Origin of the sequence: Ureibacillus sinduriensis BLB-1 = JCM 15800, assembly GCF_000772955.1 — a bacterium.
Lineage (GTDB): Bacteria > Bacillota > Bacilli > Bacillales_A > Planococcaceae > Ureibacillus > Ureibacillus sinduriensis.
In genome coordinates, this window is record NZ_JPVO01000034.1 from 20089 (window position 1) to 45068 (window position 24980).

The 24980-nt window shown below is 33.4% G+C and carries 29 protein-coding genes and 2 pseudogenes; 26 read left to right on the forward strand and 5 right to left on the reverse strand.

All coding sequences use genetic code 11. From position 1 onward, the window contains the following. Positions 1-122 precede the first annotated feature (122 nt). The 3 genes from CD33_RS01755 (at position 123) to CD33_RS01765 (ending at position 2292) form a co-directional block, all read left to right on the forward strand. On the forward strand, positions 123-650 hold the full coding sequence (locus CD33_RS01755) for a sigma-70 family RNA polymerase sigma factor (RefSeq protein WP_036197586.1): 528 nt from the start codon (positions 123-125) through the stop codon (positions 648-650). Beyond that, positions 640-1686 carry an LCP family protein gene (locus CD33_RS01760; protein ID WP_036197587.1) on the forward strand — a complete coding sequence of 349 codons (1047 nt, stop codon included), beginning with the start codon at positions 640-642 and terminating at the stop codon, positions 1684-1686. Before CD33_RS01755 ends, CD33_RS01760 begins: the two co-directional genes overlap by 11 nt. Before the next feature lie 279 nt (positions 1687-1965). Next, the gene (locus tag CD33_RS01765; protein ID WP_036197589.1) at positions 1966-2292 is read left to right on the forward strand and encodes a hypothetical protein; all 327 of its coding nucleotides are present in this window, start codon (positions 1966-1968) and stop codon (positions 2290-2292) included. A gap of 267 nt (positions 2293-2559) precedes the next feature. On the opposite strand, the gene CD33_RS01770 is transcribed toward CD33_RS01765, so the two are convergent. Then, the gene (locus CD33_RS01770; protein WP_036197592.1) at positions 2560-3993 is read right to left on the reverse strand and encodes a M1 family metallopeptidase; all 1434 of its coding nucleotides are present in this window, start codon (positions 3991-3993) and stop codon (positions 2560-2562) included. Between the two features lie 360 nt (positions 3994-4353). On the opposite strand from CD33_RS01770, the gene CD33_RS01775 reads away from it, so the two are divergent. Next, entirely contained in the window at positions 4354-4686 is a 333-nt protein-coding gene (locus CD33_RS01775) for a hypothetical protein (RefSeq protein WP_036197593.1), read from the forward strand. A 169-nt stretch (positions 4687-4855) separates the two neighbouring features. Here the strand turns inward: CD33_RS01775 and CD33_RS01780 are convergent, their stop codons facing one another. From CD33_RS01780 to sspO, 3 genes are all read right to left on the reverse strand, one after another. Next, positions 4856-6046, reverse strand: a complete 1191-nt coding sequence (locus CD33_RS01780; protein ID WP_036197596.1) for an MFS transporter — start codon at positions 6044-6046, stop codon at positions 4856-4858. Further along, positions 6043-7332: a helix-turn-helix domain-containing protein gene (locus CD33_RS01785; RefSeq protein WP_036197597.1), complete on the reverse strand. Its 1290-nt coding sequence runs from the start codon at positions 7330-7332 to the stop codon at positions 6043-6045. Before CD33_RS01785 ends, CD33_RS01780 begins: the two co-directional genes overlap by 4 nt. A gap of 502 nt (positions 7333-7834) precedes the next feature. Beyond that, a complete protein-coding gene (gene sspO, locus CD33_RS01790; RefSeq protein ID WP_036197599.1) occupies positions 7835-7990 on the reverse strand; it encodes a small acid-soluble spore protein SspO in 156 nt (51 codons plus the stop codon). Between the two features lie 374 nt (positions 7991-8364). Between sspO and CD33_RS01795 the strand changes: the two genes are divergently transcribed. From CD33_RS01795 to CD33_RS01885, 20 genes and pseudogenes are all read left to right on the forward strand, one after another. Further along, on the forward strand, positions 8365-8808 hold the full coding sequence (locus tag CD33_RS01795; protein WP_036197601.1) for a hypothetical protein: 444 nt from the start codon (positions 8365-8367) through the stop codon (positions 8806-8808). Between the two features lie 224 nt (positions 8809-9032). Continuing rightward, a pseudogene (locus CD33_RS01800) lies at positions 9033-9541 on the forward strand (YfiT family bacillithiol transferase). 253 nt (positions 9542-9794) lie between these two features. Then, on the forward strand, positions 9795-10361 hold the full coding sequence (locus CD33_RS01805; RefSeq protein WP_036197603.1) for a cupin domain-containing protein: 567 nt from the start codon (positions 9795-9797) through the stop codon (positions 10359-10361). Positions 10362-10732: 371 nt separating this feature from the next. After that, on the forward strand, positions 10733-10996 hold the full coding sequence (locus CD33_RS01810; protein ID WP_036197604.1) for a metal-sensitive transcriptional regulator: 264 nt from the start codon (positions 10733-10735) through the stop codon (positions 10994-10996). Positions 10997-11062: 66 nt separating this feature from the next. After that, on the forward strand, positions 11063-11410 hold the full coding sequence (locus CD33_RS01815) for a rhodanese-like domain-containing protein (protein ID WP_036197606.1): 348 nt from the start codon (positions 11063-11065) through the stop codon (positions 11408-11410). Between the two features lie 25 nt (positions 11411-11435). Continuing rightward, positions 11436-11732 carry a rhodanese-like domain-containing protein gene (locus CD33_RS01820; protein ID WP_036197609.1) on the forward strand — a complete coding sequence of 99 codons (297 nt, stop codon included), beginning with the start codon at positions 11436-11438 and terminating at the stop codon, positions 11730-11732. 62 nt (positions 11733-11794) lie between these two features. After that, complete coding sequence (locus tag CD33_RS01825) at positions 11795-12358, forward strand: sulfurtransferase TusA family protein (RefSeq protein WP_036197610.1); 564 nt, start codon at positions 11795-11797, stop codon at positions 12356-12358. A 28-nt stretch (positions 12359-12386) separates the two neighbouring features. After that, positions 12387-12782 (forward strand): annotated as a pseudogene (locus tag CD33_RS01830) (DsrE/DsrF/DrsH-like family protein). 95 nt (positions 12783-12877) lie between these two features. Next, positions 12878-14005, forward strand: a complete 1128-nt coding sequence (locus CD33_RS01835; RefSeq protein ID WP_036197612.1) for an MBL fold metallo-hydrolase — start codon at positions 12878-12880, stop codon at positions 14003-14005. Between the two features lie 103 nt (positions 14006-14108). Continuing rightward, the gene (locus tag CD33_RS01840; protein ID WP_036197615.1) at positions 14109-14336 is read left to right on the forward strand and encodes a sulfurtransferase TusA family protein; all 228 of its coding nucleotides are present in this window, start codon (positions 14109-14111) and stop codon (positions 14334-14336) included. A gap of 84 nt (positions 14337-14420) precedes the next feature. Beyond that, positions 14421-15197 carry a sulfite exporter TauE/SafE family protein gene (locus CD33_RS01845; RefSeq protein WP_036197617.1) on the forward strand — a complete coding sequence of 259 codons (777 nt, stop codon included), beginning with the start codon at positions 14421-14423 and terminating at the stop codon, positions 15195-15197. Positions 15198-15599: 402 nt separating this feature from the next. Next, positions 15600-16559, forward strand: coding sequence for a serine hydrolase domain-containing protein (locus tag CD33_RS01850; protein ID WP_036197618.1), 960 nt, complete (start codon positions 15600-15602; stop codon positions 16557-16559). 394 nt (positions 16560-16953) lie between these two features. Further along, positions 16954-17484 (forward strand): sigma-70 family RNA polymerase sigma factor, encoded by a 531-nt coding sequence (locus CD33_RS01855; RefSeq protein WP_036197620.1) that lies wholly within the window; start codon positions 16954-16956, stop codon positions 17482-17484. Continuing rightward, on the forward strand, positions 17474-18253 hold the full coding sequence (locus CD33_RS01860; RefSeq protein WP_052129897.1) for a hypothetical protein: 780 nt from the start codon (positions 17474-17476) through the stop codon (positions 18251-18253). Before CD33_RS01855 ends, CD33_RS01860 begins: the two co-directional genes overlap by 11 nt. Before the next feature lie 305 nt (positions 18254-18558). After that, complete coding sequence (locus CD33_RS01865; RefSeq protein WP_036197624.1) at positions 18559-18744, forward strand: hypothetical protein; 186 nt, start codon at positions 18559-18561, stop codon at positions 18742-18744. A gap of 254 nt (positions 18745-18998) precedes the next feature. Beyond that, positions 18999-19298, forward strand: coding sequence for a hypothetical protein (locus CD33_RS01870; RefSeq protein WP_036197625.1), 300 nt, complete (start codon positions 18999-19001; stop codon positions 19296-19298). 109 nt (positions 19299-19407) lie between these two features. Further along, complete coding sequence (locus CD33_RS01875; RefSeq protein WP_036197627.1) at positions 19408-19917, forward strand: MepB family protein; 510 nt, start codon at positions 19408-19410, stop codon at positions 19915-19917. 255 nt (positions 19918-20172) lie between these two features. Then, the gene (locus tag CD33_RS19340; protein ID WP_052129900.1) at positions 20173-20721 is read left to right on the forward strand and encodes a hypothetical protein; all 549 of its coding nucleotides are present in this window, start codon (positions 20173-20175) and stop codon (positions 20719-20721) included. 471 nt (positions 20722-21192) lie between these two features. Then, the gene (locus CD33_RS20390) at positions 21193-21348 is read left to right on the forward strand and encodes a hypothetical protein (RefSeq protein ID WP_176400144.1); all 156 of its coding nucleotides are present in this window, start codon (positions 21193-21195) and stop codon (positions 21346-21348) included. Continuing rightward, positions 21317-21862: a DUF1697 domain-containing protein gene (locus tag CD33_RS01885; RefSeq protein WP_036197628.1), complete on the forward strand. Its 546-nt coding sequence runs from the start codon at positions 21317-21319 to the stop codon at positions 21860-21862. Before CD33_RS20390 ends, CD33_RS01885 begins: the two co-directional genes overlap by 32 nt. Positions 21863-22986: 1124 nt before the next feature. Here CD33_RS01885 and CD33_RS01895 read toward each other — a convergent pair. Next, positions 22987-23601: a LysE family translocator gene (locus tag CD33_RS01895; protein ID WP_258516400.1), complete on the reverse strand. Its 615-nt coding sequence runs from the start codon at positions 23599-23601 to the stop codon at positions 22987-22989. A 130-nt stretch (positions 23602-23731) separates the two neighbouring features. Here CD33_RS01895 and CD33_RS01900 point away from each other — a divergent pair, with 130 nt between their 5' ends. Next, positions 23732-24277, forward strand: a complete 546-nt coding sequence (locus CD33_RS01900; protein ID WP_036197632.1) for a helix-turn-helix domain-containing protein — start codon at positions 23732-23734, stop codon at positions 24275-24277. Positions 24278-24349: 72 nt separating this feature from the next. Further along, positions 24350-24802, forward strand: coding sequence for a hypothetical protein (locus CD33_RS01905; RefSeq protein WP_036197633.1), 453 nt, complete (start codon positions 24350-24352; stop codon positions 24800-24802). The last annotated feature ends 178 nt before the right edge of the window (positions 24803-24980 follow it).

A 24980-nucleotide genomic window follows, 5' to 3' on the forward strand; every position in this document is an offset into this window, starting at 1 on the left:
TCCTTAATTTTGCACATCCGATTGATGTACCATTTATTTAACTTTTTTTGAATTGAACCTATAATGAGTTGGCAATCGTCTAATAGCAGAATTCAAAGTAGATTGAAAGAGAGGGTAGTAGAATGGACAGAGAGGAAAAAGATTACGTATTAGAAAAAATAATGATCGAATATGGTAATGAGTTGGTACGGCTGGCCTTTTCTTATGTGAAGGATGCCGAGAGCGCTAAGGATCTCGTTCAAAATACGTTTATCAAATGTTACAAAAACCTTGATTCATATCGTTATGATGCACAGATTAAAACATGGCTCTATCGTATCACCATTAACGAGTGTAAGGATTATTTGAAAAGTTGGAATTACAGAATGGTGCAGGTTAAAAGTTTTGTTAATGAGACAGCAAAGTCTATATTACCATCAACAGAAAAAACAGTTATCGATAAATACAATAATGATGAAATAAAAGATACTATCTTCTCTCTTCCAAAGGTGTATCGGGAAGTAATTTATTTATATTACTACGATTCATTAAAGGCAGAGGAAATTGCCGAAGTTTTGGATATTCCGGTTAATACGGTAAAAACTCGATTAAGAAGAGCAAAACACAGATTAGAGTTGATGATGAAGGAGGCAGAATTTAGTGGTAGATAAACGATTAAAAAAAGCGTTTTCCAATGTATCGGATCGAGAACTACAATTTACAAAAGAAAATCGTGATAGAGTATTTGAACAAATTCACAAAATAGATGAGAGTATTGATACACAAAAGAAGTCGCTTATTTCTGTTAAAAAACTCGCTCCCGTAACAGTGTCTTTATTAGTATTAGGTTTGTGTCTATTTTTGTTTATACCATCGTTGCTTTCTGGAGGCTTGACTAGAGAGTCGGGCAGCAGTGATTTCAATAAAGGACCTAGTACAAGTGTTGCAAGTGACTCAATAATTGAGGAAGATGATTTTTTCACTACTTTAATTACGGTAAAGTCGAAAGAGATGGAAAATCGAATCTATGTCAATCTTTTACTTACTTATAATAAGGATAAAAAAATGATGAAAGTTGTTTCGCTACCTTATGATACATATGTACCGGTAGCGGAAAACGAAGATGGAACTACTTTGTACGATAAATTATTACTTGCTTATAATTTTGGCGGTGCCGAAAATGTAAGCATCGCTGTTTCAAAACTATTAGATATGCCAATTGATTATTATGCTGTGGTTGATTTAGATACGATTTCAACGCTTATCAATTCTATGAATGGGATAGAGTACAACTTGCAAGAAGATACTCGGTTAAGAGCGATTACACAAGTGGCAGTTGAGTTTGAAAAAGGAACACATCATTTAAACGGTGAAGAATTTATAGCATTACTGATGAACGCCACTGAAGGAAACAACTTCTTAGGTGAAGAAGATTTAGTTAATCTATTGAATACTGTATTGAATAAATTAGAAGACGAAATTCCACCAACACAATTAAAAGAACTGTTTACTCAAATAGAAGCCAATACTTCACTGGATCATTTGTTAGACAATCATTTAGAAGTTAATTCTATAAAATCGGTATCCCTAATTGATGGAATGATATCAGACGCAGTAATAACAAGTAATACTGAAGGTAAACACATTTATAAGTTTGAGAAAGAATTTTTAAATTCAGTATCACGAGAGTTAACCATATTTAACTAAGTGAAAAATAGAAATGACGGTATATTGGGCAAAACTAGCTAATAGATGCTAATGTTATTCCGCATTCGGGCGAAACCCTTGAAATCAATTTTGCTTTAACAGGATATATATTAAAGTTTATGTTGAATTGGGAAGAAATGTACTTAAACTAACGGAGCAGGAGTAAGGAGGAGGGGATAATTGGAAAATTCCTTTCTGCTATTTCTGTTGTACAACTTGTGAAATTGAAAATACTTCCATATAATTGTTGTTGTATACAAATTTTGGGAGGTTAATATATTGTCTTATTTTAATGAAATAATAAATTTGCTATCAGATGTTGATTCGCTTTGGATTTTGGTTGAATTATTATTTGTAACATCATGTATTTCAACAATAATATTTTTCTTAAACAGAAATGAATATATTTCATTTCTCTCAGCTGCACCTATATTTTATATATTATCTAATTTACTTTTCTTTAAATCACATATACTACTTATCATCCTAGCTATGGCTGTTCAAGCGGTTATTATTAACATTAACTTTGTTCAAAAAATCCGAAATAGAAATACAAGTGTTGCAAGAGAAAAAAATGACATCTTAGAAAAGAAAATTCAAGAATGATTAAATGTTTTGATAAGAGAAAGATAATTCTTTTGTTGAATAAAAAAGCAGTAGATTTTCAACAATCGATCGCATTTTTTCAATTAGGCGATTGTCATTCTTCTTGTATAGGGCGGGTTGAACAGTATGTATAAAGCAATGAAGAGGTGAAAAGTTAAGTTCAGGGTAGGTAACTACGAGTATTACTGGAAAAAAACTATTTTAATTGCCTAAAGTACAAATTGATAAAATAAAAATACACCCAGAATTGGATGTCTTTTAATATTTTTATTCTATTAGTAAAAATTCCGTTAATACGTCATCATCATTTAATTTAAGATAATACTTTAAAAACCGTGCAAACTCTTGTGTATCAACATCCTTGTACTTATAGAGAGTATAATATTTTTTCAGGAAGTCTTCGGCACTTTCTTTCCCTCCATTAACACTGAACAAATTCCACAAATAAGCTGTTGATTTTCCGTAAATATAATTGCTTTGTTCAAAAATAGAATATTGATCTAACGGTAGGTTGACAGGTAAAGTTAAGTCTTTAAAAATTTCTATATCCAGGGTTGAGACATCTGTTTTTTCATAATCTGCATAAAATAGACTACTAGACAGTTCGGTGATTGCTTCATCTAACCAGGCATCATGATAAGGATCATTACTAACAACCCCATAAAACCATTGATGTGCTATCTCATGAACTACCAAACGCTTTATGACCTCACTAGTAGTATGAGTATTTGTTTTAAGAGAACCAACTGTTATGACTCCTGGGTACTCCATCCCTGTTTGATCAACTATAATATCCAATTGTTCATGGGGATAGGGACCAATTTTTTCTTGAAAATATGTTAGGGCATTGCTTGCAATTTCTCCGATTTCTGTATATAACTTTGAATTATCATTCATCCCAAATATCCTTATATCAACATTATCCATCTTTTTTTCGGTGAAATATGGGGTATTTAAGATTGCAATATAAAATTCTTTTACGTTACTAGCTCTTAATAAAGAATTACCCGGACTATTAACTAATTCCTCATTACTTGTTGAGACAACAGTAAAATTCTCTGGAATATCATAAGTAATTTGAAAGTCGCTAAAAGCTGTATGATAAGTTTCTCCTTTGTTAAGATAATTTGCCTTATTCCAACCATCTTTGTATGTTGCAACCATAGGATACCATTGTGCCAAGTAATAATTTCCATTGTCTTCAGTAAACCTAAACCCTTCCTCTGGTAAAGTAAAATCATAACTAACTTCAACTTCAATCTCTTTATTTGGATAGAGCTTTTCGTCTAAAGGAACAGTAAGTGTGTCTTTATCAAGCGTAAACTTTCTTGATTCACCATTAATGGAAATATTATCAACATTCACTGTTGAGGGTTTTTGCAAGTAAGGTGAATTTTCTTTGGTAAAAATTTTTGGAATAAAATAGAAAACTATTTCATTCCACTCATCATTAGATATATTCGTTATAGAGCTAGTCGATTTAACATTGAACCTTCCTTCTAAATCCATTGTTAGTTGAATTTCATATTTTGTATTAGTACCAAACGATGAATTTTTGGGCTTAAAAGAATTACTAACTTGGTTTGGGGATGTAGGCTTCTCTGGAATGGCTGGAGTGTTATTCTTTATCAATACAGCCCCAATTAATAAAATAATAATTAAGCCTCCATATATTATTAATTTCTTTTGTATTTTCGCCACCTCTTTTTTATTCGTATTAATATTAAACGTTCACCATATTTTGGTGAAATCCTTCTACGTCTTTTTTATGGTAAACTTTTTATGGGAAGGGGATAAGATTTAAGTTTCGATATTCTTGGATTGAATTTTGTTCAAGTTATATAAATCCATTAAATGAATTATTTGACCATAATAGTATAGTTTAAATGTATTCTATAGGGTTTGTTGGGCAATTTTTTTGTATTCGTAGCTTGGCTTATACAACTTTAAAGAAAAAGTTGATGATGAGGTTACCAAAAAGTAATGAGGCTTTTAGCTATCTCGTTTTTATTTAATAAGCTTATATGAACACATAGAGTTAGTAGCAAGGGAGGCTAGAGAATGAAAAAAATGTTGTTCTATTTACTATATTTTGTTGTAACAATGTTAGTTACTTATGCCCTCAATTGGATTTTAGTGCTTTTTATTGGAGGTGTCCGTTTTACTGCTGCCGAGGGTCCACCTGGAGATATTAGTTTAGTAGGCAAGCTTGTATTTAGTATAGGTATACCGGTCTTTTATTTTATTGGTCTAATACTCGTATTCCTTTTTTATCGTTTTCTATTGAAACAGTTTGCAATTGAAATACATAAAACAATACCAATTATTATTAATATCGTTGTTACTATTTATTTAATAATTAGCTTTTCTTATGTTGTATTTGATCTTTCTTAATTTAGCTAGAAGGTGCAGTAGTTGAAAAGATACTAGAGTATAGTTATTCGCAATAACCTTGAAGAAATGTTTATTTGTCCCTTTCAGAGGTTGAAAATCTTTCTTACAAAATACTCATGCTGTATTATTGAAGTCATATTGTGGCTCCATTAAAAACGTTTAAATACAATCATGAGGGTTTGTTGTTTTTTAGTTGAATAAATGCAATACTCATCGCTAAAAGTACAGCAAAACTAGCGAAAATAACAGCCGTCCATTTTAGTGCATACCATTCAGCTAAAAGTCCAATAACAATTGTAAATAGAACTTGCAGAATACTTTGAATTAAGTTTAAAACGCTACTAAAGCGTCCCATTACATCTGGATGTATCGTTGTTTGATAGAGTGTAGCAAATCCAGTGTTACTGAAAGCCATAAATATTCCTAATGTGACGAAACATAGGACAGCTATGACATAAGAGTTCGCTAAATAAAAGCCTAAATAACTTAGCATGGAAAGAAGAAATCCGCCCTTTAGATAAACCATGATGCTAAAAGTTTTTGCAAAAACAGTGGCCAAAAGCCCACCGGCAATTGCCCCAATTCCCGCAAAAGTCACGGTAAAACCATATAAACTTTCAGAAATTTCAAAGTGCGATAACAAAAACGTCATTTCCTGTGAATCTAATGCAAAAGCAATCATTAGTGCTATAGAATAGATCACGATTAATTGTGTAAAGCTATGAAGTTTTTTAGAGTAAGTGAGTATCATTTGCCAATCCTCTTTAATTGTCAGCAGGCTTATTTTTAATGATTGACTTGTATTCTTCTTATTTTCAGACGGAAGCAATGATAATAAATAGGCACAAACGAAAAATGTTACCCCATTCACCCACATGGCCACACTTATACTGAATGTTGCTAGAATAAGCCCTGCTAGTGCTGGACCAATCATAAATGAACCTGAACTTAGTGTGGAATGAAGTGCATTAAATCGTTGTTTATGTTCTTCTAGTACATGCACCGATATTAAGTAGGTACTGCTTGGACCGAAAAAGGTACTCGCTATATTTGTAACACCCACCAAAGTATAAATAAGCCATAGTTGATCAGCAAAGGGCATGAGGAAAACTAAAATTCCTCGAATCAAATCCGTTGTAACAACCGTTTTCTTTTTATTCCAACGATCGATAAAAGATCCGACAAAAATATTGCAAATGAATCGAACAATTGGTCCGATAATATATAAACCAGCAATTGCCGCAGGTGAATGTGTTAAATTCCAGATCATCACGTTTAAAGCAATTAAGTAAATCCAGTTGCCTAATTGTGAAACACCTAAACCTGTTAATAAATACACATATTGCTTCGACCACTTCATAAATGATTGCTCCCAGCCGCTCTTAATCGCATTGTCTCACTTGTTTCAAATAGAAGACGGTAAAGTTCCGCTGCGCGTTTATATTGTTTCGCTTCTTCATAAATTTTTGCAACAAGAGGACCATAGGACAAAATCAATTCGATATGTTGTTCAACTATAAAAAACTTAAAAACTTTCTTCTCTATTTTGTAAAACTCCTCCAAGCCTTCTAGCCCATCAATTTGTTCAATCGCTTGCATTAAGATGAATTGCATTTGTTGATGAGTACCTTCATCAAAATCATTTATTGAAAGGTCATGAAGTTTTTCTGAAAAAAGTTCCTGTACACCTCCAAATAATAAGGTACGCGTATAGTTTATAAGCGTATGTTTATCCTTTTTGAAGGCTAGTGCCTTTTCGTAAAATTTAATTGCCTCCATATATTGTTTATCTGATTCGTATGCAAATGCTAGATTGTTATAAATGGATGACCACTGAACATCTGTAGCAATTGAGGGGACATGATGCAGTAAATCGATTGCTGCATAAAATTCCTTAAAAGCAGCTTTTACTTCGCCTAAACCATTTAAAATAGCGCCATACATTGAATAAAGCTTTAATTGGAATAATGGCTTATATTGATGCTTAAATAACCGAATGGCTTCTTTTATAAATTGCTTTGCGAGTGAAAAATGATAAGCACGATGGCTGGCAAAAGCTAAATGGTACATATAATTTGCTTGTTCAAAAGAAGAACTTTTTGATAAGTAAAATTTGCTGTTTGTTTGGAACTCTCGATTTAATATCGTATCAAAGCTTCCAATCATCAGTTCATAATATGTTTTTACGGCAACAAATAATTGCCATTCTCTTGAGGCGCTAGGTGATAGTAAGTCATCTAATGATGATAAAATACCAGCTGCTTCATCCAAACTGTCTATACTCATTAAGTATCGGCAATAAACTAAGTCCACTTGCACCTGTATACTTGGCGAAGTACGTTGTTCATAAAGTAAACGAAGTTCCTCTATCTCTTCTTTATCGACTTTTTCATTTGACAGTAATTTCTCGTAGATTTGTTCAATCAGTCGCTCTTTGTTTTTTTCTTCATTTACATAAGCTGTAAAGTCCAAGTGGAGTCTTTCAAATAACATTCTATACACAGTCTCATTTGGTTCTACTAATCCGTTTTCGATTCTACTTAAATAGGATGTTGTACATATACCAACAGCCAATGTGTCTTGGTTCATGTTATTTAATTGTCTGAAGAATTTAATTGTTTTTCCGATTTTATGACGTCGCTCCATATCAACCACCTCTATAATAATCATAACAAAATAAATTGATTGTATATTGTGCAAATTGCATTCGGTTTGAGAAACTAGTTATAACAAATTAGGGCGTATTGTGTAAATTTCTGCTTATATAGGGCAAGTTAATGAAAATGTATTATGAAGTTGTAGAAAGGAGCATTACTTTGAAAATAAGTAGGGACATATTATTATGGATTTATTTCAAGTGCGTCTAGAGAGGTGGAATAATTATACAAATATTAGAGGGAGTGGGTTTTGAAGTGGTCTGGAAACAACGATTTGGACCTCATCTTCCTGTTTTTGGTCAAATCAACAGAGATGAAACCCTATTTACTTAACCCGCCATAGTGAGATTGTCAAACAGGTGGATAACTGAAAAGCCCCCACCTTACTATAGATGGGGGCCTATCAGCGAAAAATAATAAATAAATGTAGTAAGCCGTGCATTCGATCTAAAAAAAGTCCGCTTATTTATTCAGGATTACCTCATTATTGATCATTGCCGCTTTTTTGTTTTCTTATTATTATGTCTCTCTGCAGGTGTCAAGGGTTCGTTTGCGAATTCATGGTCAAACTCCCTTGATAAATTCTTCCTTACTGCTTGTTCATCACTAACATTGCCACTTGGATTTTTCTTTGGGCTGTTACTCACTATATACACACCTCCATGATTTTAGTTTGCCACGATGTTTCCGTAGTATGCATTTTTTAAATCTTGATGGTAAATGTTTTGTAATTGATTCTCTCCTCGAAAGCAGTTGTAAGGGTATCTCCTTCGTAGCACTATTAGAATGAAAAAAGTACTTCATCCGAGCTAGCCTAATGTACTATTTTAACGAAAGTTAGTCGGTATTATCGGAAAAAAACAGGCGAATGAGAAAGCTTGTCGAACTATTTATTATAAGGCAACAGATCCTCATATTTTTGGCATATCAAGTTCTCTGCTATTCATCGGTAAGAAAAAATTGACTGTATGATGACTTTTACAGTTAGTAACAATAATTCAAGTTAATGGGATGGAGCTTTATGAAGAAAAAAATTACAGGTGTCGTTTTCGGAATCGTAATATCCTTAATTACTGCAATGTTGTTTATGTTGATGGGACAAGTTTGGGCTGGCGGAATTACTTCATTGTGGGGAGAAAGTTGGTTGTATTTCTCTGTGATAATCCCTTTTGCCCTTACATTTGGAGTGTTAGGTGGGTATTTTCGCAATAAAGATAATTTATCCAATAAAAGACTATGGATGATAAGTTTTATAAGTGCATTTTTTATAACATTATTTAGTGGGACAATTGGTGCGATTATTGGTGAAACAATTGTAAGAGGTGGCATGGAGACTATCAATGTTGAAGGTACATTGGTTTGGGGAACAGTATATGCTTTTGTATTGTTACCTTTAACGATCCCCTTTGCCCGTTTGATAATCGGTGTATTTTACAAGTTAATTAAAATGATACCTTCAAATTAAATTATTCAACAATCAAACGCGTTACTTTAATAAGGAAAAGTGTCTATTTCATTAAGTGTCATCTTATTGAATAACACCTTTCGTGAAAGGTTATCAAACGAAGCTTCTTTGGTAGGTAGCTTTATTCAATAAATTTAAATACTATAATCACTAAAGACTGATGCACAGCATCTCAAGAAAAACGGTACAAAAAACTCTAAATAACAAATAAAGGGGATTAGAAGATGGACGTTAAATTTCCAATAGGTAAATTAGAAGTACCAGAAAAGGTGACATTAGAAAACGTTCAAGAATGGTTAAAGCAAACGCAAACATACTCAACGAGATTAAGAGAAGTAGTGGACACGCTCAGTGAAGAGAGTCTAAACAAAACATATCGTGAGGGTGCTTGGACAGTTCGCCAGCTTGTCCATCATATTGCCGATTCACAACTAAATATGTACCAACGATTAAAGCTAGCGCTAACAGATCACAATCCAACAGTACCGGCTTTTGATGAGGAAAAATGGGCAGTCCAGCCAGATACGGAGCTGCCTGTAGAAAGTTCTGTTAGGATGTTGGAAGGCATAATGCACGAATTGTAGCTCTTGGTCAAAGCTTAACGGAGGACGAATTAAATCGCACATTTACACACGCAGTAAATGGTGAAATAACTGTTGCGACAAAAGTGGCGAAGCTGGCCTGGCATGAAGAACATCACTTAGCGCATATAAAGATTGCCCTTTCCAGTTAGTACAATCAAACCTGTTTTATTGATTTTTAATAAAGCAGGTTTTTATAAGTAGAATAACTGCAGGGGCTTCAGTTGAAATGCGATTTATTACTATCCAGCAAGAATCTCTTATTAATTGGTGATTTTAACCAATATAGAGCCATTTGAAAATTTTTATTGGATAAGTATAAAACTAATCTTCCTTATAGGTGAAAGACCTTCTTAAAGCAGTAGCATATGATAGTACGATAAATCTGTAAAGGGAGTGCGGGGAATGTATTATAATCCTTATGGGTATCCAAATCAAAACCCTTACTATGTTACTGTGCCGATGTATAATTATTATGGTAAATCGAATTACAGGAGTAATCCGAATGAGATGATTCATAGAACTCAATTTGATCCTCATCATACCCCTATAGGTAATAATAGAATGGTATTAAGAGATTATGGACCAAACCCTTTTGTCATTAACATTAATGAAGCAACAAAACAAAACAATACTTATCGAACTGCTATATGGACTGGGGATAATTTGCAAGTTACATTAATGAGTCTAAATCCCGGAGAAGATATCGGACTAGAAATGCATCCAGATGTTGATCAGTTTTTACGGATTGAACAGGGGCAGGGCATTACTCAAATGGGCAGGAATAAAGATAATTTAAACTTTATAAGAAATGTACAAGATGATTCGGCCATCATGATACCTGCTGGAACATGGCATAATCTAACAAATATAGGAAATATCCCATTAAAGCTATATTCAATCTATGCTCCGCCTAACCATCCATTCGGAACTATTCACCCTACCAAAGCAAATGCGATGGCTGCAGAATAAGGGGAAGAACATAGCAATGGAACTACTGTTTTGAAGAACTTCATTTAAACAAATAAGTAATACGAAAAAGAGAAACACTTTTATCTTGTGTTTCTCTTTTTTCTGCTTAGAACACTTATTTTATGAGGTACTTTGTCACACAAAATTTATTGAATACCCTTGGTGGTTTCAATGCATTCTAATGAGTCTTCGACAATTTTTTTGTTTTTCATACGCAAACAATTGTATGGTCCAAGCTCAATTAGTAATAATAAATGATCTAAAGATATTAGGTGTATTAAAATTAATCATTATATTTGTTGACATTATACCGGTGGGGGTATAATATGTGTATATCAGCAATGAGTAAATCTGTTAAGGAGGCAACTTTCATGAATTCATATGATGATAAAGTAAGAAATCGAGTGAAACGTATGGAGGGTCAACTTCGAGGCATCTTAAAAATGATGGATGAAGGAAAAGACTGCAAGGATGTAATTACTCAACTTTCAGCTGTCCGTTCAGGAGTGGATCGTTCAATTGGTTTAATTGTTAGTCAAAACTTAATTGAATGTATTCAAAATGCTAACGGTGATGAGGAAGCATTAAATGAATCGGTACAAGAAGCTGTAAATCTTTTTGTAAAAAGTCGTTAATTTATTTTAAACGACTTTTAATTTTTAAATTACAAAATACCCATACGGGTATAAAGGAGTGTCTAAATGGAAGCATGGATAATTATAATAATTGTAATTCTATTTATTGCTTGGCGAATGATTCCAGCCAAAGGAACAAAAACGATTACAACTGATACCCTAAAAGGTATATTAAACGATATGGATAAGGTATTTGTGGATGTTCGTACTCCTGCTGAATATAAAGGCAGGAACATAGAAAAGTTTAAAAATATTCCTTTAGGATCTGATTTATCGAAGCTCCCAAAAGACAAAGAAATAATCGTGATATGTCAGAGTGGGATGCGAAGTGCACAAGCATGTAAACAATTGAAAAAGTTAGGTTATGAAAAAGTTACGAATGTCCGTGGGGGCATGAGTTCTTGGAGAGGTTAAAAGAAATTAAAGGAGGGTTTAAACAATGAAAGAAATTAGTGCAATAGAAGTTCAAAAACGTTTAGAAAATGGTGAGAAACTAAATCTAATTGATGTGCGTGAAGTGGATGAAGTGAACGCAGGGCATATTCCTGATATTATGCACATTCCGCTGGGTTTACTTGAATTCCGTACGCATGAACTTGATAAATGTAAACCTTATATTATGGTTTGCCGTTCTGGTGGACGCAGTGGCCAAGCAACACACTATTTACAAAGTCATGGTTTTGACGTAACAAATATGACTGGTGGAATGCTTTCTTGGGAAGGTAAAGTCGAATAGGCTATTGTACAAAAAATTTTTGGATAAATAAATACCCATGTGGGTATAAGGGGGTTGAAAGTATGTCGATTAAAGCAGATGTACAATTAGACGCAAAAGGATTGGCTTGTCCAATGCCAATTGTGAAAACAAAAAAAGCTATGAGCAATCTAGCGGATGGTCAAATATTGGAAGTGCAAGCAACAGATAAAGGTTCTTTGGCGGATTTAAAAGCATGGTCTGAAAGTGTTGGCCATCAGTATATAGGAACAGTAGTTGAAAATGATGTGTTACTTCATTATATTCGTAAAAGTAGTAACGAAGAAATAGAAGATATAACATTTAAACACACAATTTCAAATGAAGAGCTTTTCGACCGTGCATCTAAGGGTGGTACGATTCTGGATGTCCGTGAAGAGGCTGAATATGCATTTGGTCATATCGAAGGTTCTAAATCAATTCCATTGGGTGAACTAGAAGACCGTTTAGATGAGCTGGATAAAGACCAAGAAATTTTGGTGATTTGTCGTACAGGAACACGCAGTGATTTAGCTGCACAAAAACTAGCTGAAAAAGGATTTACGAGAGTAGTAAACGTGCTACCAGGATTGAGCTCTTGGAAGGGCGATCTATCAAAAAAAATATAAAAATTCAAATTAACTGGAGGAAATTATTATGACTAACAAAATAGCAATTATCGCAAGTAACGGTGGTCTTTTTGATGCATATAAAGTATTCAATATCGCAACTGCAGCAGCAGCAACAGAAAAAGAGGTAGCCATCTTCTTTACATTTGAAGGGTTAAATTAAATTCATAAACAGGGAATGCAACAACTACCTATGCCTGAAGGTCGCGAACACTTCGCGGAAGGATTTGCGAAAGCCAACGTACCGAGCATTCCGCAATTAGTTGAAATGGCTCAAGAAATGGGTGTGCAATTCATTGGTTGTCAAATGACAATGGACGTAATGGGCTTAACAAAAGAAGACTTTATTGATGGCATCGAAGTAGGTGGAGCTGTTACATTCCTTGAGTTTGCAAAAAATGCAGCACCAACTTTAACATTCTAATACCCAAGTAAACACTTAATTAGAGGAAACTGGTGGAAGGGAAAGCCCTTCCACTTTAAAAAAAACTAAAATAATACCTATGGGGGTAATTAATTATGGTAGTTATTAAAATGACAGCATCAGATGTAGCTCGTAAAGTTATTGAAAATAAAGAGTTGTTTATTTTGGATGTACGGAACAAAGATGCTTTTCATGACTGGAAAATTGAAGGACATAGCTTCGATTATTTAAATATTCCTTATTTTGATTTATTAGATGGAGTAGATGAAATTTTACCGAAACTTCCAACAGATAAAGATATATTAGTTGTTTGTGCAAAAGAAGGTTCGTCTCTTATGGTGGCTGAAATGGTTTCAGAGGCTGGACGCGATGTATTCTACCTTGAAGGTGGTATGAAGTCTTGGAGTTCTTACCTTGAACCGATTAAAGTTGGTCATTTAACGGGAGGTGGGGAACTTTATCAATTTGTTCGTCTGGGCAAAGGTTGTCTATCATATATGGTCATCTCGGAAGGGGAAGCCGCAATTATAGACGCTGTTCGCTTCACTGATGTATTCACAAACTTTGCAAAAGAGAAGCACGTTGAAATTAAACATGTATTTGATACGCACTTACATGCTGATCACATCTCAGGTGGTCGCCATATTGCAGAAGCAACAGGGGCAACATATTACTTGCCGTCAAAAGATGCAGAAGAAGTCGTATTTAATTACACGCCTCTAGAAGATGGTTTAACTGTGGAAATTGGTGCATCCCAACTTGAAGTAGGCGCACTTTACTCACCTGGTCACACAATTGGTTCAACCTCATTTATCGTGGATAGTAGGTATTTATTAACAGGTGATATTTTATTCATCGATTCAATCGGTCGACCTGATTTAGCAGGTCTTGCGGATGACTGGGTGGGAGATCTTCGCGAGACATTGTATCATCGTTATCGTGAATTGGCAGAAGACCTAATTGTGTTGCCAGCTCACTTTATGATGATCGATGAGTTAAATGAAGATGGTACAGTTGCAAAACGTTTAGGTGATTTATTTGCAGATAACCACGGTTTAAATATTGAACGTGAAGAAGAATTCCGTCACACAGTTACAGATCATTTACCACAGCAACCAAATGCGTATGAACAAATTCGTCAAGTAAACATGGGAAAAATCTTGCCAGAGAATGACGAACAAACAGAAATGGAAATTGGTCCAAACCGTTGTGCAGTACGTTAATATACGGATTGGACGCGAGTGATCGGTAAGTATAAATTTTTGAGCAATTAAGAGTATTCTTTCCTTGCCACTACATTTTTTGAATTTAAAGGAGATGGATTAAATGCAAGTAAATCAAGTTTTAGACGTAAAAGGATTAGCATGTCCTATGCCAATTGTACGAACAAAGAAGGCGATGAATGCACTGGAATCAGGTCAAGTATTAGAAGTGCAAACAACAGATAAAGGGGCGCTAGCTGACTTGACTGCTTGGTCAGCTGCGGCAGGCCATACTCTGTTAGAACATAAAGATGAGGCAAATATATTAACTTTCTATATTAAAAAAGCATAAAAATTGAGTTGTTTTTCAACTCACTGTTTTTATCTGAGGGTTGGAAGTTTTTGCTACTTTTGTTGAATAGAGAGAGGGAACAACATGGATACAAATTATATGATTCTCCTTTTCGTTATAGGGTTTATCAGCTCTCTTCTTTCAGGGATGCTAGGCATTGGGGGGGCAATTGTCAAATACCCGATGCTTTTAATGATTCCACCAATGTTCGGCTTTCAGGCGTTAACAGCACATGAAGTTTCCGGTATTAGCGCACTTGACGTATTGTTTGTATCAATAGCAGGTGTCTTTGGATATCGGAAGGGTGGCTTTTTAAATAAATCATTGATTAATGTGATGGGGGCATCTGTTTTAGTTGGCACATTGCTCGGCAGTGTTGGTTCACATTATATAACGGACGGACAAGTAAACATTGTATACGGAGTATTAGCTTTATTAGCAGCCATTATGATGTTTATACCAAAAAAGGAGTTAGATGATATTCCCTTAGACGAGGTTTCATATAACAAACCGTTTGCCGCGATACTTGCATTTATAGTTGGGGTAGGTTCCGGTGTGGTAGGTGCTGGTGGGGGATTTTTATTAATTCCTATCATGTTATTGATTCTAAGAATTCCTACACGAATGACGATAGCATCCAGTTTAGCGATTACGTTTATATCGTCAATAGCAGGTTCGATTGGAAAAGTAGCAACAGGGCAAGTGGACTATCAGACTGCAGTTATTGTGATCATCGCGGGATTGATTGCAGCTCCTATTGGTACCATAATCAGTAGAAAATTGAACACAAAGATCTTGCAATGGATTTTATCGGTTTTAATTTTAGGAACAACGATTAAAATATGGATCGATATATTGTGAAACTAGTTGCCTTTTTGTTGATGGTCCTATCTTTTATTTTCCTTTAAGTCATCCGTTATTATTCATGAATTACGTTTTTAGACAATGTTGTAATAAAGATGCTTATGTATAGCTGAACCATACAAAGCAATTATATACAAGATTTGAAGGGACTGCTGATGAGCAGTCTTTTTTGTTATCAGATATCGGGTGTTTATCTCGTAAAGAACAAGATTAATTCCGAAAATCAACAAAATTTGAAACAAGCATGCTATCCAAAAAAAAAATGTTATTTATTGTAAAAATGTATTGCAAATAATTTTATAAGAAATTATCTTAAATACATCAATATTGATTAATTATCTTCACGAAAGGAGTGTTTTGATATATTAGGCGTCGATATGTCAATACGAAGGCGTAAAAATGAATAATAATCCTCTTTCCAACCTTGAACATTTAATAAAAAAAGATTATTCCAATACAGCAGGCATTGTTATTAGAAAAGATGGACATTTGATTTATGAAAAATATTTTGATGGATACAGCAAAGATGATGTATTGCATGTTGCATCTGTAACAAAAAGTATAATATCGGTTCTTATTGGTATAGCAATAGATAAAGAATTTATTAAAAATATTGAACAGAAAGTATTGGAATACTTTCCGAATTATCAGGTTAGGCGTGGTGAAAAAACAATACAAAATGTCACCTTAAAAAATTTGATGAACATGACTGCTCCATATAAATACAAGTCGGAGCCATATACAAAGATTTATTCAAGTGATGACTGGGTAAAAGCTACATTGGATTTATTAGGAGGAAAAAGTCGTATTGGAGAGTTTAAATATTCCACCGTTGGCACACAGATTTTATCTGGTGTTCTTACAAATGCAACTGGTCAATCTATAATTGAATTTGCTAATGAGAACTTATTTAAACCTCTTGAAATCAAAACTCCCCATAATGCCTTTATAGAGAATAAAGAAGCTTATTTCGCTTTTCTAAAGGATAAATATGTAACGGGTTGGGTAGCAGACCCTAAAGGTGTAAACACCGCCGGTTGGGGGCTAACGTTAACGCCACACGATATGGCCAAAATAGGTCAGTTATATTTAAATGAAGGTTTATGGAACGGTCATCAAATTTTATCTACTACATGGGTGCAGGAAAGCACAAAGGAACAAAGTCGATGGGGAGAGTTGCCGTACGGTTACTTGTGGTGGATTATTGATGATTGTTATGCAGCTCTGGGGGACGGTGGGAATGTCATTTTCATAAACCCCACAAAAAACATGATAGTAACCATTGCTTCTCGTTTTATGCCACGTGCCAAAGACAGAATTGAATTGATCCAAAAGCATATTATCCCATTATTCACATAGAATCAAGTGATTGTGCGGTATCTATTTATATTTGGGAAGACATTGAAAAGCCAAGAGAACCTGTTAGCTAACGGGTTTTCTGAGCTTTTCATTGCTGTTCTTATACAATAAATCAGTATTTTCTAATCAAGACATAACTTCAAGTACAGGGGTAATCGAAAGCCGTCTTCCACAATTTTCGTTTGCAATTTTTGAGGAATGATTGCATGTATGTAGGCAGATAGTATGAGATTGCAATACTCTACAAGCAAAAAATATGATTGCAATTTCAAACGGATCTCTTAATAGAACAAAATTTTTCAAAGCTATAACATCTTAAGTGATCTTATAGCTTTTTATTTTGAAACCAAATAACGTACAGCATTGTCTAACTTATACGAGAGGAGGTTATCTTTTGACTATTGATGAGAAGGAGCGATATTTAAATGAAGCGCTTGATCAGCATGGTGATTATTTAAAGCGAATAATTTATACATATGTAAAAGATATACAAAAAACAGAGGATATTATTCAAGAAGTATTCATTAAGTTTTATAAAAATCTTGATCGGTTTGAGGGTCGTTCCTCCATTAAAACTTATTTATACCGAATTACAGTTAATGAATGTAAAAACTACTTAAAAAGTTGGCATTATCGAAAGTTAGAAGTAACTGAGTACGTTAATGTGTGGAAAAATCGGACGTCATTAGAAGAAGAATATATACAAAGAGAACAAAATCAAAATATTGCCGAATTAGTTAATAGCTTACCAGTTAAATATCGAGAAGTCTTATGGTTGTATTACTATGTGGAATTATCGGTTAGTGAAATTGCCGTTGTTATAAATTGTACAACTAACACAGTAAAAACTCGTTTATCCAGAGGAAGAAAACTAGCAAAATTATCAATTGAGGAAAGTGTGGGAGAGTATGAATTTGAAAGATGAATTGGAAAAGTCCATTCCGGTAAATGTTGTTAAATTAAGTGAGAAGGAAAAGTCGCTTATTCGCTATCGTGTGAGTCAGTCCCAAACGTCTAAAATTTATATAAAACCAATCATTGTTTTGGTTCTCTTTATGCTGATCGCAACCATTGTCGTATTACCGAATACTAAATTAATGGATACTGCAGATAATTCCTCGAGTCAAATAGCTATCTCCCTTACTGAAAGACAGAAACAACAATATTATAAAGAGTATGTAAGGATTGTTGATAAAGCAATGGAGCAAAAAGTCGGAATAGGACTCAGTGTTCCTCCAATAGAAGAATTTAAGGAATCAGATTGGATTCCCCCGGAAGCATATGAAAAAATGATTCAAGAACATGTCGATGAGTTTTTAGCGACGGAACGTAAAAAAATAGCAGCAATGTCATCAGATCTTAAACCAGCAGTCACTACGATGGAGGGGCAAACAAAGAAAGCAGTATATCTATATTTTCCAGATATTTTGAAAAGGGTTGAGGTTACAGCGAACTTTGATACACAATATAGTAAGAAACTTGACCGCCAATTATTTGTGGCTGCCGACAATGTTTCATCAAAATTAGTTAGTTCTCCTGGTACGTGGGAACAGACTTCTTATGAGGTTTTTCTAGGAAATGATGGACAACAATATACGATACGTATTGAAGGAATCTTTACTTTGAACAACTTATCCTTTGATAAGGCATTTACAATACAATATATTTGTGATGAATTTGGAAATATTAGATAGATATGATAGGACTATGTTAAATGTGATTGTTATCTTATTTATTTTGGATCTAAACTAAATCTACTTATAGAAATTGGGAGTGACTCCACTATCGGGTGCAATTCTTAACAATGGAATTGTGCCTCTTTAACAAACGGCCATTTACTTGAATAAAAAAGTATTGCATAAAGAAGAGATTTCGAAGAATCGACTTCAGCTAAAGGTAAAGCTTGTTTAAGATTGAAACTTTAATTATTCTAATCCGTATGTAATGTAAGGAATTTAGTTGGGTTGAATGTGGAAATTTATTGTTGGGAGGCATATGTATGGATACAGATGTTATCGCGATAGTTGCTATCGTATCTATTGTTTTATGGCTTGCGGTGTCTCGAGAACTTGTGAAAGCTCCAAAAGAGAAGAACGGACTAAAATTGATGACCTTAATATCTGTGGGGACATTATCAACAGTAATAGTGACCATTTCGCTTTTTCAAAATACATTTCTAAGATGATGGTATAAACTGAACTAACGCATAAGAAGGTTATATTATCTTGTTTCTCTTTTAAAGGCAGTTTTAATTACAATAATAGGCAGTTGACTATATTGCAAAATACAAATCATGAAGATAACTATAGTAAATTTATTAAATATAGCCTGTATGTAATGGTAGGGTTCTTAGTAATTTTAATAGGATACGGTGCCGGAAAGTTAATCGGTAATTATATATTTTAGTTTAGATGTAGTTTCGTATAGGTGGTGGAAATATTGGAACTTTTTATTATTTTATCAGTACTATACCTTCCTGTTTTCGTTTGGCTGTCCACAACATATGTTGGATACCATAAAGCGGAAGGTAGTGGAGATTCAAAGAATAAACGAGTATACATAGGATTCTTGCTGACCCTTAGCAGTTTTCATCTTATAAGCAATACTATATTTAACATTAAAGCCTCATACGGGCTGCCTATAACGGTTTCGATCATTTTGTTATTCAGTATTTATATGTTGACAGTTATAGTCAGAGATAAACAATCCGGCATTGTTGGTGGAGAGCGGGCAAAGTAACAAATAAAGCTTTTTTTCATAGTGAAATAAAGCTTTTTAATAAGCAATTGCGGTAACAAATCTGCAGAGGATATACAGGTATTCGTAGTATAGGACAAGGAGTAAAACTATGAATAAATTTAATGAAGTACTTTCATATGTAAATGAATTACTTTATGAACCTAATCATTTAAATATAGAAAACATCCGAGAGGAAACTCAAAATTCAGATTATGGAGCTGGAATATTTCAGTTGAATTCTAAAACTGTTAGGTTTAGAGTCGCAAAAATAACACCTACCAAAATAGGACAGTTTGTTTCCTTTTGGGAAAAGAATGAAGATAATAATAACCAAGCATTCTCTTATGATAATGCCACTGATCTACTAGTAATAAACACTTTTAGTAATAATGGTGATTTTGGGCAATTTATTTTTCCAAAAGAAGTTCTACTAAAACAAAACATCCTTAAAACCACTAATACAAAGGGGAAAATGTCAATTAGAGTCTATCCTAGTTGGGATACTCCTACTAGCAAACAAGCAATAGTAACTCAAAAGTGGCAATTACCGTATTTTGTTAAAATAAAAGCAGATAATAATTTATCAATACATGAGCTATTAAAATTATATTCCTTCTAAAATATCGGGCGCTAATCAGGAATGAAGTGACTCCTAAAAGTTATACAACTTAAATTTGACTGGGAATGGAATTAGTCAAGGTGAAAACATATATTTTTTTAAATGATGATACGGGTGATTATATCCCTTTCCTGTTAAATTAAACCCAAGCAGAAATACAGCACGTCGTATTGGCATCTTCGAGATGATAATTTTGAAATATCAATACGGTCAGATACATCATAATGAATTACCGAAATGGGGTGCAAAATAAGGTTGGAAGAGATACTATTATTTAATTATGGTTGTGGATTAGATTATTCTAATATTAACAATTTAGTTAAAGAAAAATTAAGTCCCTTTGAAATAAAATGGGATGATATACCTGAAATTATAGAAGGTAAAAGAAACATATTATTTCGCTATGATGTATATGATGTTAATATAGAGCATAATAGAATACTGGCAGAAAATTATTTTCATTTATATCTAATTAGTGAAGAACACTTAAGTAATTTTGAGGGTTCACTTACTATCTCAAATTACGGGGAACATATTCGTTGTGGACTTAACGCTATGGGCCATATTGAAGTTGAGATTAATAATATAGAATATTCTGCTCGATCGCTAATTTCAATCGACAAAAAAACAATAATATATTTATTAGACGAAGAAGCAGAAGCCAATGCATTGATACGTTCTCAATTACATCTATTACCTATTGAATTACATTACTTAATATTAGATTACGGATTAAGTTACGAAAAACATAAGTTAAAAGTAAGAAGCTGGATCCAGCAAATTTACAATTTGATATATAAATAATTTTTTCGGTGTCTCAAGTAATATAATCATTTTAATCCAATGTTGGCACTTTCCTTAAAATAAGGAGAGTGTCTTTTTTCATGTATAGCCATACTATGGAGCAAAACAGATATGTTATCAAATAAAACTAGAAAAGCGAAATAGCATTACTATTCAAAATAATAGAGGTAAATCCGACACTAATATTAAATTACTTACAGAAACATAGAATCGTTTTTGAAGGAAGTCAGTAAAGTAAATTTTTTCAACAAGATGGTCATCCATAAAAACAAAACAATAGTTTTCAACAACTCAATTCAATTCAATTAAAGGGGCTATTCTTGAATTAAAGTATTTTTTGCAGCGAATAATATCTTCGATTAGATTGGATATTTATGGTAAAGTATTTTTGGTGGAGTAGATAATTGCTTATTTTGTTTTAAAAAAGTCATTAATCTTAAAATTAGGCAAATTAGGCTAGGGGGATATATTTTGGATAGTATAATTTTTGATTTAGATGGAACTATTTGGGATTCCATCGACACTGTTTTAATCGAGAATAGTAAGCTACTTAGATTACAATTGACATACTTGCATAATCGAAAGGAGAAAGGTTATGGTTTATATTGCTCTTCTACGGGGGATTAACGTGGGTGGAAAAAATAAAATTGACATGAAGTTGCTGAAGCAAACATTTGAGCAAGTTGGGATGATTGATGTTGTGACATACATCAATACAGGAAATATTATATTTTCTTACAATAACCTTTCAAAAGCTGAAATATCAAGTATTCTGGAGGAAGCGATATATAATGACTTTGGACTACAAATTAAAGTAGTAATTCGTAACCTCGATGATGTTAGAAGAATCATTAATGCTATACCTGACACATGGAAAAACGACAAAGAAATGACAAGTGATGTTATGTTTTTATGGGATGAAATTGATGATGAATCTGTACTTGAGAATCTGGTCATTAAACCAAATATTGACACGGTGAAATATGTCCCAGGCGCGATTCTATGGTCGATTGACAAGAAAAATGGTACCAAAAGTGGAAAGGCAAAGATTATCGGATCAAAGATCTACAAACAAGTTACTGTAAGAAATGTGAACACCGCTCGTAAGATTTATGAACTGATGAAAGCTCAAAACAGTTAGTTGTTCCAATGATATATCCTCAAAACTAGTCTTCTTGATAAAATTTGTTGGGTTATGTGTTTTAGTTGGCTGATTGATTGAGGATAGGCTATTTCCAATATCTTTGTGGAGGTTATTATGAAATAGTTGAAGTAGCATATAAGCTATTCATTGATGGCATTGAAATTGAGGGTCATATTGACCGAAGTCAATTTTGTTCAAAGTGTAACTATAATTTAGCTTATTATGATGATTTTGATGCTTATTTTTGTCCAAACTGTAATTGTTGGACTGAAACAAAATGCAGTGACCCTAGCTGCAAGTATTGCCCAACTAGACCACAAAATCCACTACCTAACAATTAGCGTAACTAAATTATTGAGGGTGTTAGACAATTCAGACAGCGTACATAAGAACTTCAACAATAGCACAATTCATGAGTAGAATGATGAATTTTTCAGCACTAAGCCTAGATGGACTGTAATATCACTTTTATTTGAAAAAATTACATAGAAAGGGGAATTTTTTTGGAGAGTACTATCTTGATGTATATAATGCTTTTTCTGAGTCAATTATTCACTGCTAGTTTAGTATTGGCTATCATTACTTCTGTCATTGTGAAGAACAGAAAGAAGGGAATTTTGTTTCTAACAATCTACCTATTCCTAATTTTATACTCGCTAACTACCGGATTTAAATTTTCAACAATAATGGGAAGTGGTATGTTGATTATATACATTAGCTTAGGTATATTAACATACTTTATTATTAAAAATAAACTTTCAAAAGGAACCGCCATTTAGAATATCAACTATTGGTCCTTGAATTGAATAACGCCCTAGGTATTCTAATAAATAACTTAATTTATATTGCGCTTTCCTTGAGTAAGGAACGTGCTTTTTTTCATTATCGGTCCATTTTAATGCATAGCACTTATTATGGTTTATTAAGTACAATTCGGAATTCACTATTTAATATTTCGCAATCGGCTGCACTTTATTAATCGGGCAATATAATTCAGCATCATCTCTAATAAGTCAATATATTAAAATATCGTTTTAGTGAGATGATAAAGATAGAAATAATAAGCAATAAAAAAAGCTGCAATGCATAACAGCACTACAGCACCAAACTTACAAAGGAATTTATACACTATTTGCTTTTGTGAATAAAAGTTTAATGCCAAATCCTATTAAGACGACACCTGTTGCTTTTTCCATCCAATTTTGAACAATCGGAGATAGCAACCATTCACGGATATAGTGGAGACATATTACATATACAACAAACCAAATGATGGATAATAAGGCATAGGTACATCCCATCAACAAGAACTGTCCCATCACATTCTCAGAATCCGTTACAAACTGTGGTAGGAATGTTAAAAAGAAAATGATTACTTTTGGGTTGAGAATATTTGAAAGCAAACCTTCTTGAAAAGCTGATTTATTTCGTACTTCATTTAATGGATCTTTATTTTGATTGTCATCCTTTTTTTGTAAAATCGCTTTAATGCCTAAGAAAATTAAATAAATAGCTCCAAGTAATTTCAGGATATTAAATGTTAAAGAAGATTGTAATAAAAGGGCAGATAAACCTAATGTGGCTGCAACCGTATGAAATAAGGAGCCTACAGTAATTCCGAATGCCATTTGAAATCCTGCTGATTTACCGTCTGCAATAGTACGTTTAGTAATTAGTGCGGTATCAATTCCAGGACTCATAACAACAAACAGCGTCATTATAATAAAAGAAAAAATCACCTTTAACACCTCACAGTAGTTAAACTATATTGAATATGTTAAATTAAAATTAACACATTTATACAGAGTGTTCAACTGAATTTAACAAATTTATTTAGATTTAAACCTAATAAATACGAGGTGCGATATGAAAGAAACATTAATCGGTAAAAAAATTGAAGACATAAGGAAAAATAGAGGCTTTTCTTTAAGAGAGCTTGCCAGTAAAGCTGAAATAACACCTTCAATGTTAAGCCAAATTGAAAAAAATAATGCTAATCCATCCATCCAAACATTAAAGTCACTGGCAAAAGTTTTGGACGTACCAGTATTTACATTCTTAATGGATGAAATTGATACAAAAGAATTGATTGTAAGAAAAGAAAATCGTACGTCGATGACTATTGACGGCCTTCATTATGAGCTAATATCACCTGATTTTACTAGTCAAATCGCTACTGCAATTATGCGATTAACTCCTGGATGTTCTTCTTCGGATGAACTTCTTTCACATAAAGGAGAAGAAGTAGCTTTCGTATTGGAAGGATCGATTCATTTAAATTTAATGGGTGATGAATATGAGCTAAATACTGGTGACAGTGTCAAAATACCATCCTATACGAAACATAAATGGATTAATAAAAATGATTATGAAGCAAGTATTCTATTTTCAGTGACGCCACCATCATTTTGATTAGAAAGTAAAAACAAACAAAGAAAAAAATCGGCGCGAAGTTCAAAAATTGCCAAGCAAGAGAGGTACAAAGTGAAAGCATTTCTTAAATTTAGTTACGGATTTATTATCGTTTTGGTATTAACGGGATGTATTGGTGAAAATTATGATTTTTCGCCTCCCACAGTTACACTTTCCAGTAAAAGCAACATGAAATCAGTAGAATTAGTTGAAGCAAATATTAATTGGCGTGGAGAAGGAAATAACCCCATAGATAAAGAAACAAAAAATATCTTAACTTTGGCACATCAGCAACAACCAATCTATTTCTTTGCAGGGGAAAAGGTTGATATGCTTTTTGAACACGCCGATTTCAAGACCGAACAGTTTAGTGTTTCGCTTTGGCAAAATGATAAAAAGTTGGATTTAGAGGTCACTGATCTTTCTTTCTATTTACCAAAAGAAAAAGGTGATTATGCCATTGAGGCGATTCTTCAAACTGATAGAGGGGATGCCCAATATGTTGGCAATGTTGTTATTAAGTAATTCGATGAAGTAGTAGTAACGAAGTATTTAGTTAAAATACCTTTTCCAAAATCTTGCACTTTCCTTGAACTGCATTGTGCCCTAGAGAAATCCGAAAAGACAATTTTTGCTGAAATAAAGGGGAATTGTCCAATAGAGCAGTCCAAAAAGACAATTCTTGTTGAACTGGGAGAAAGTT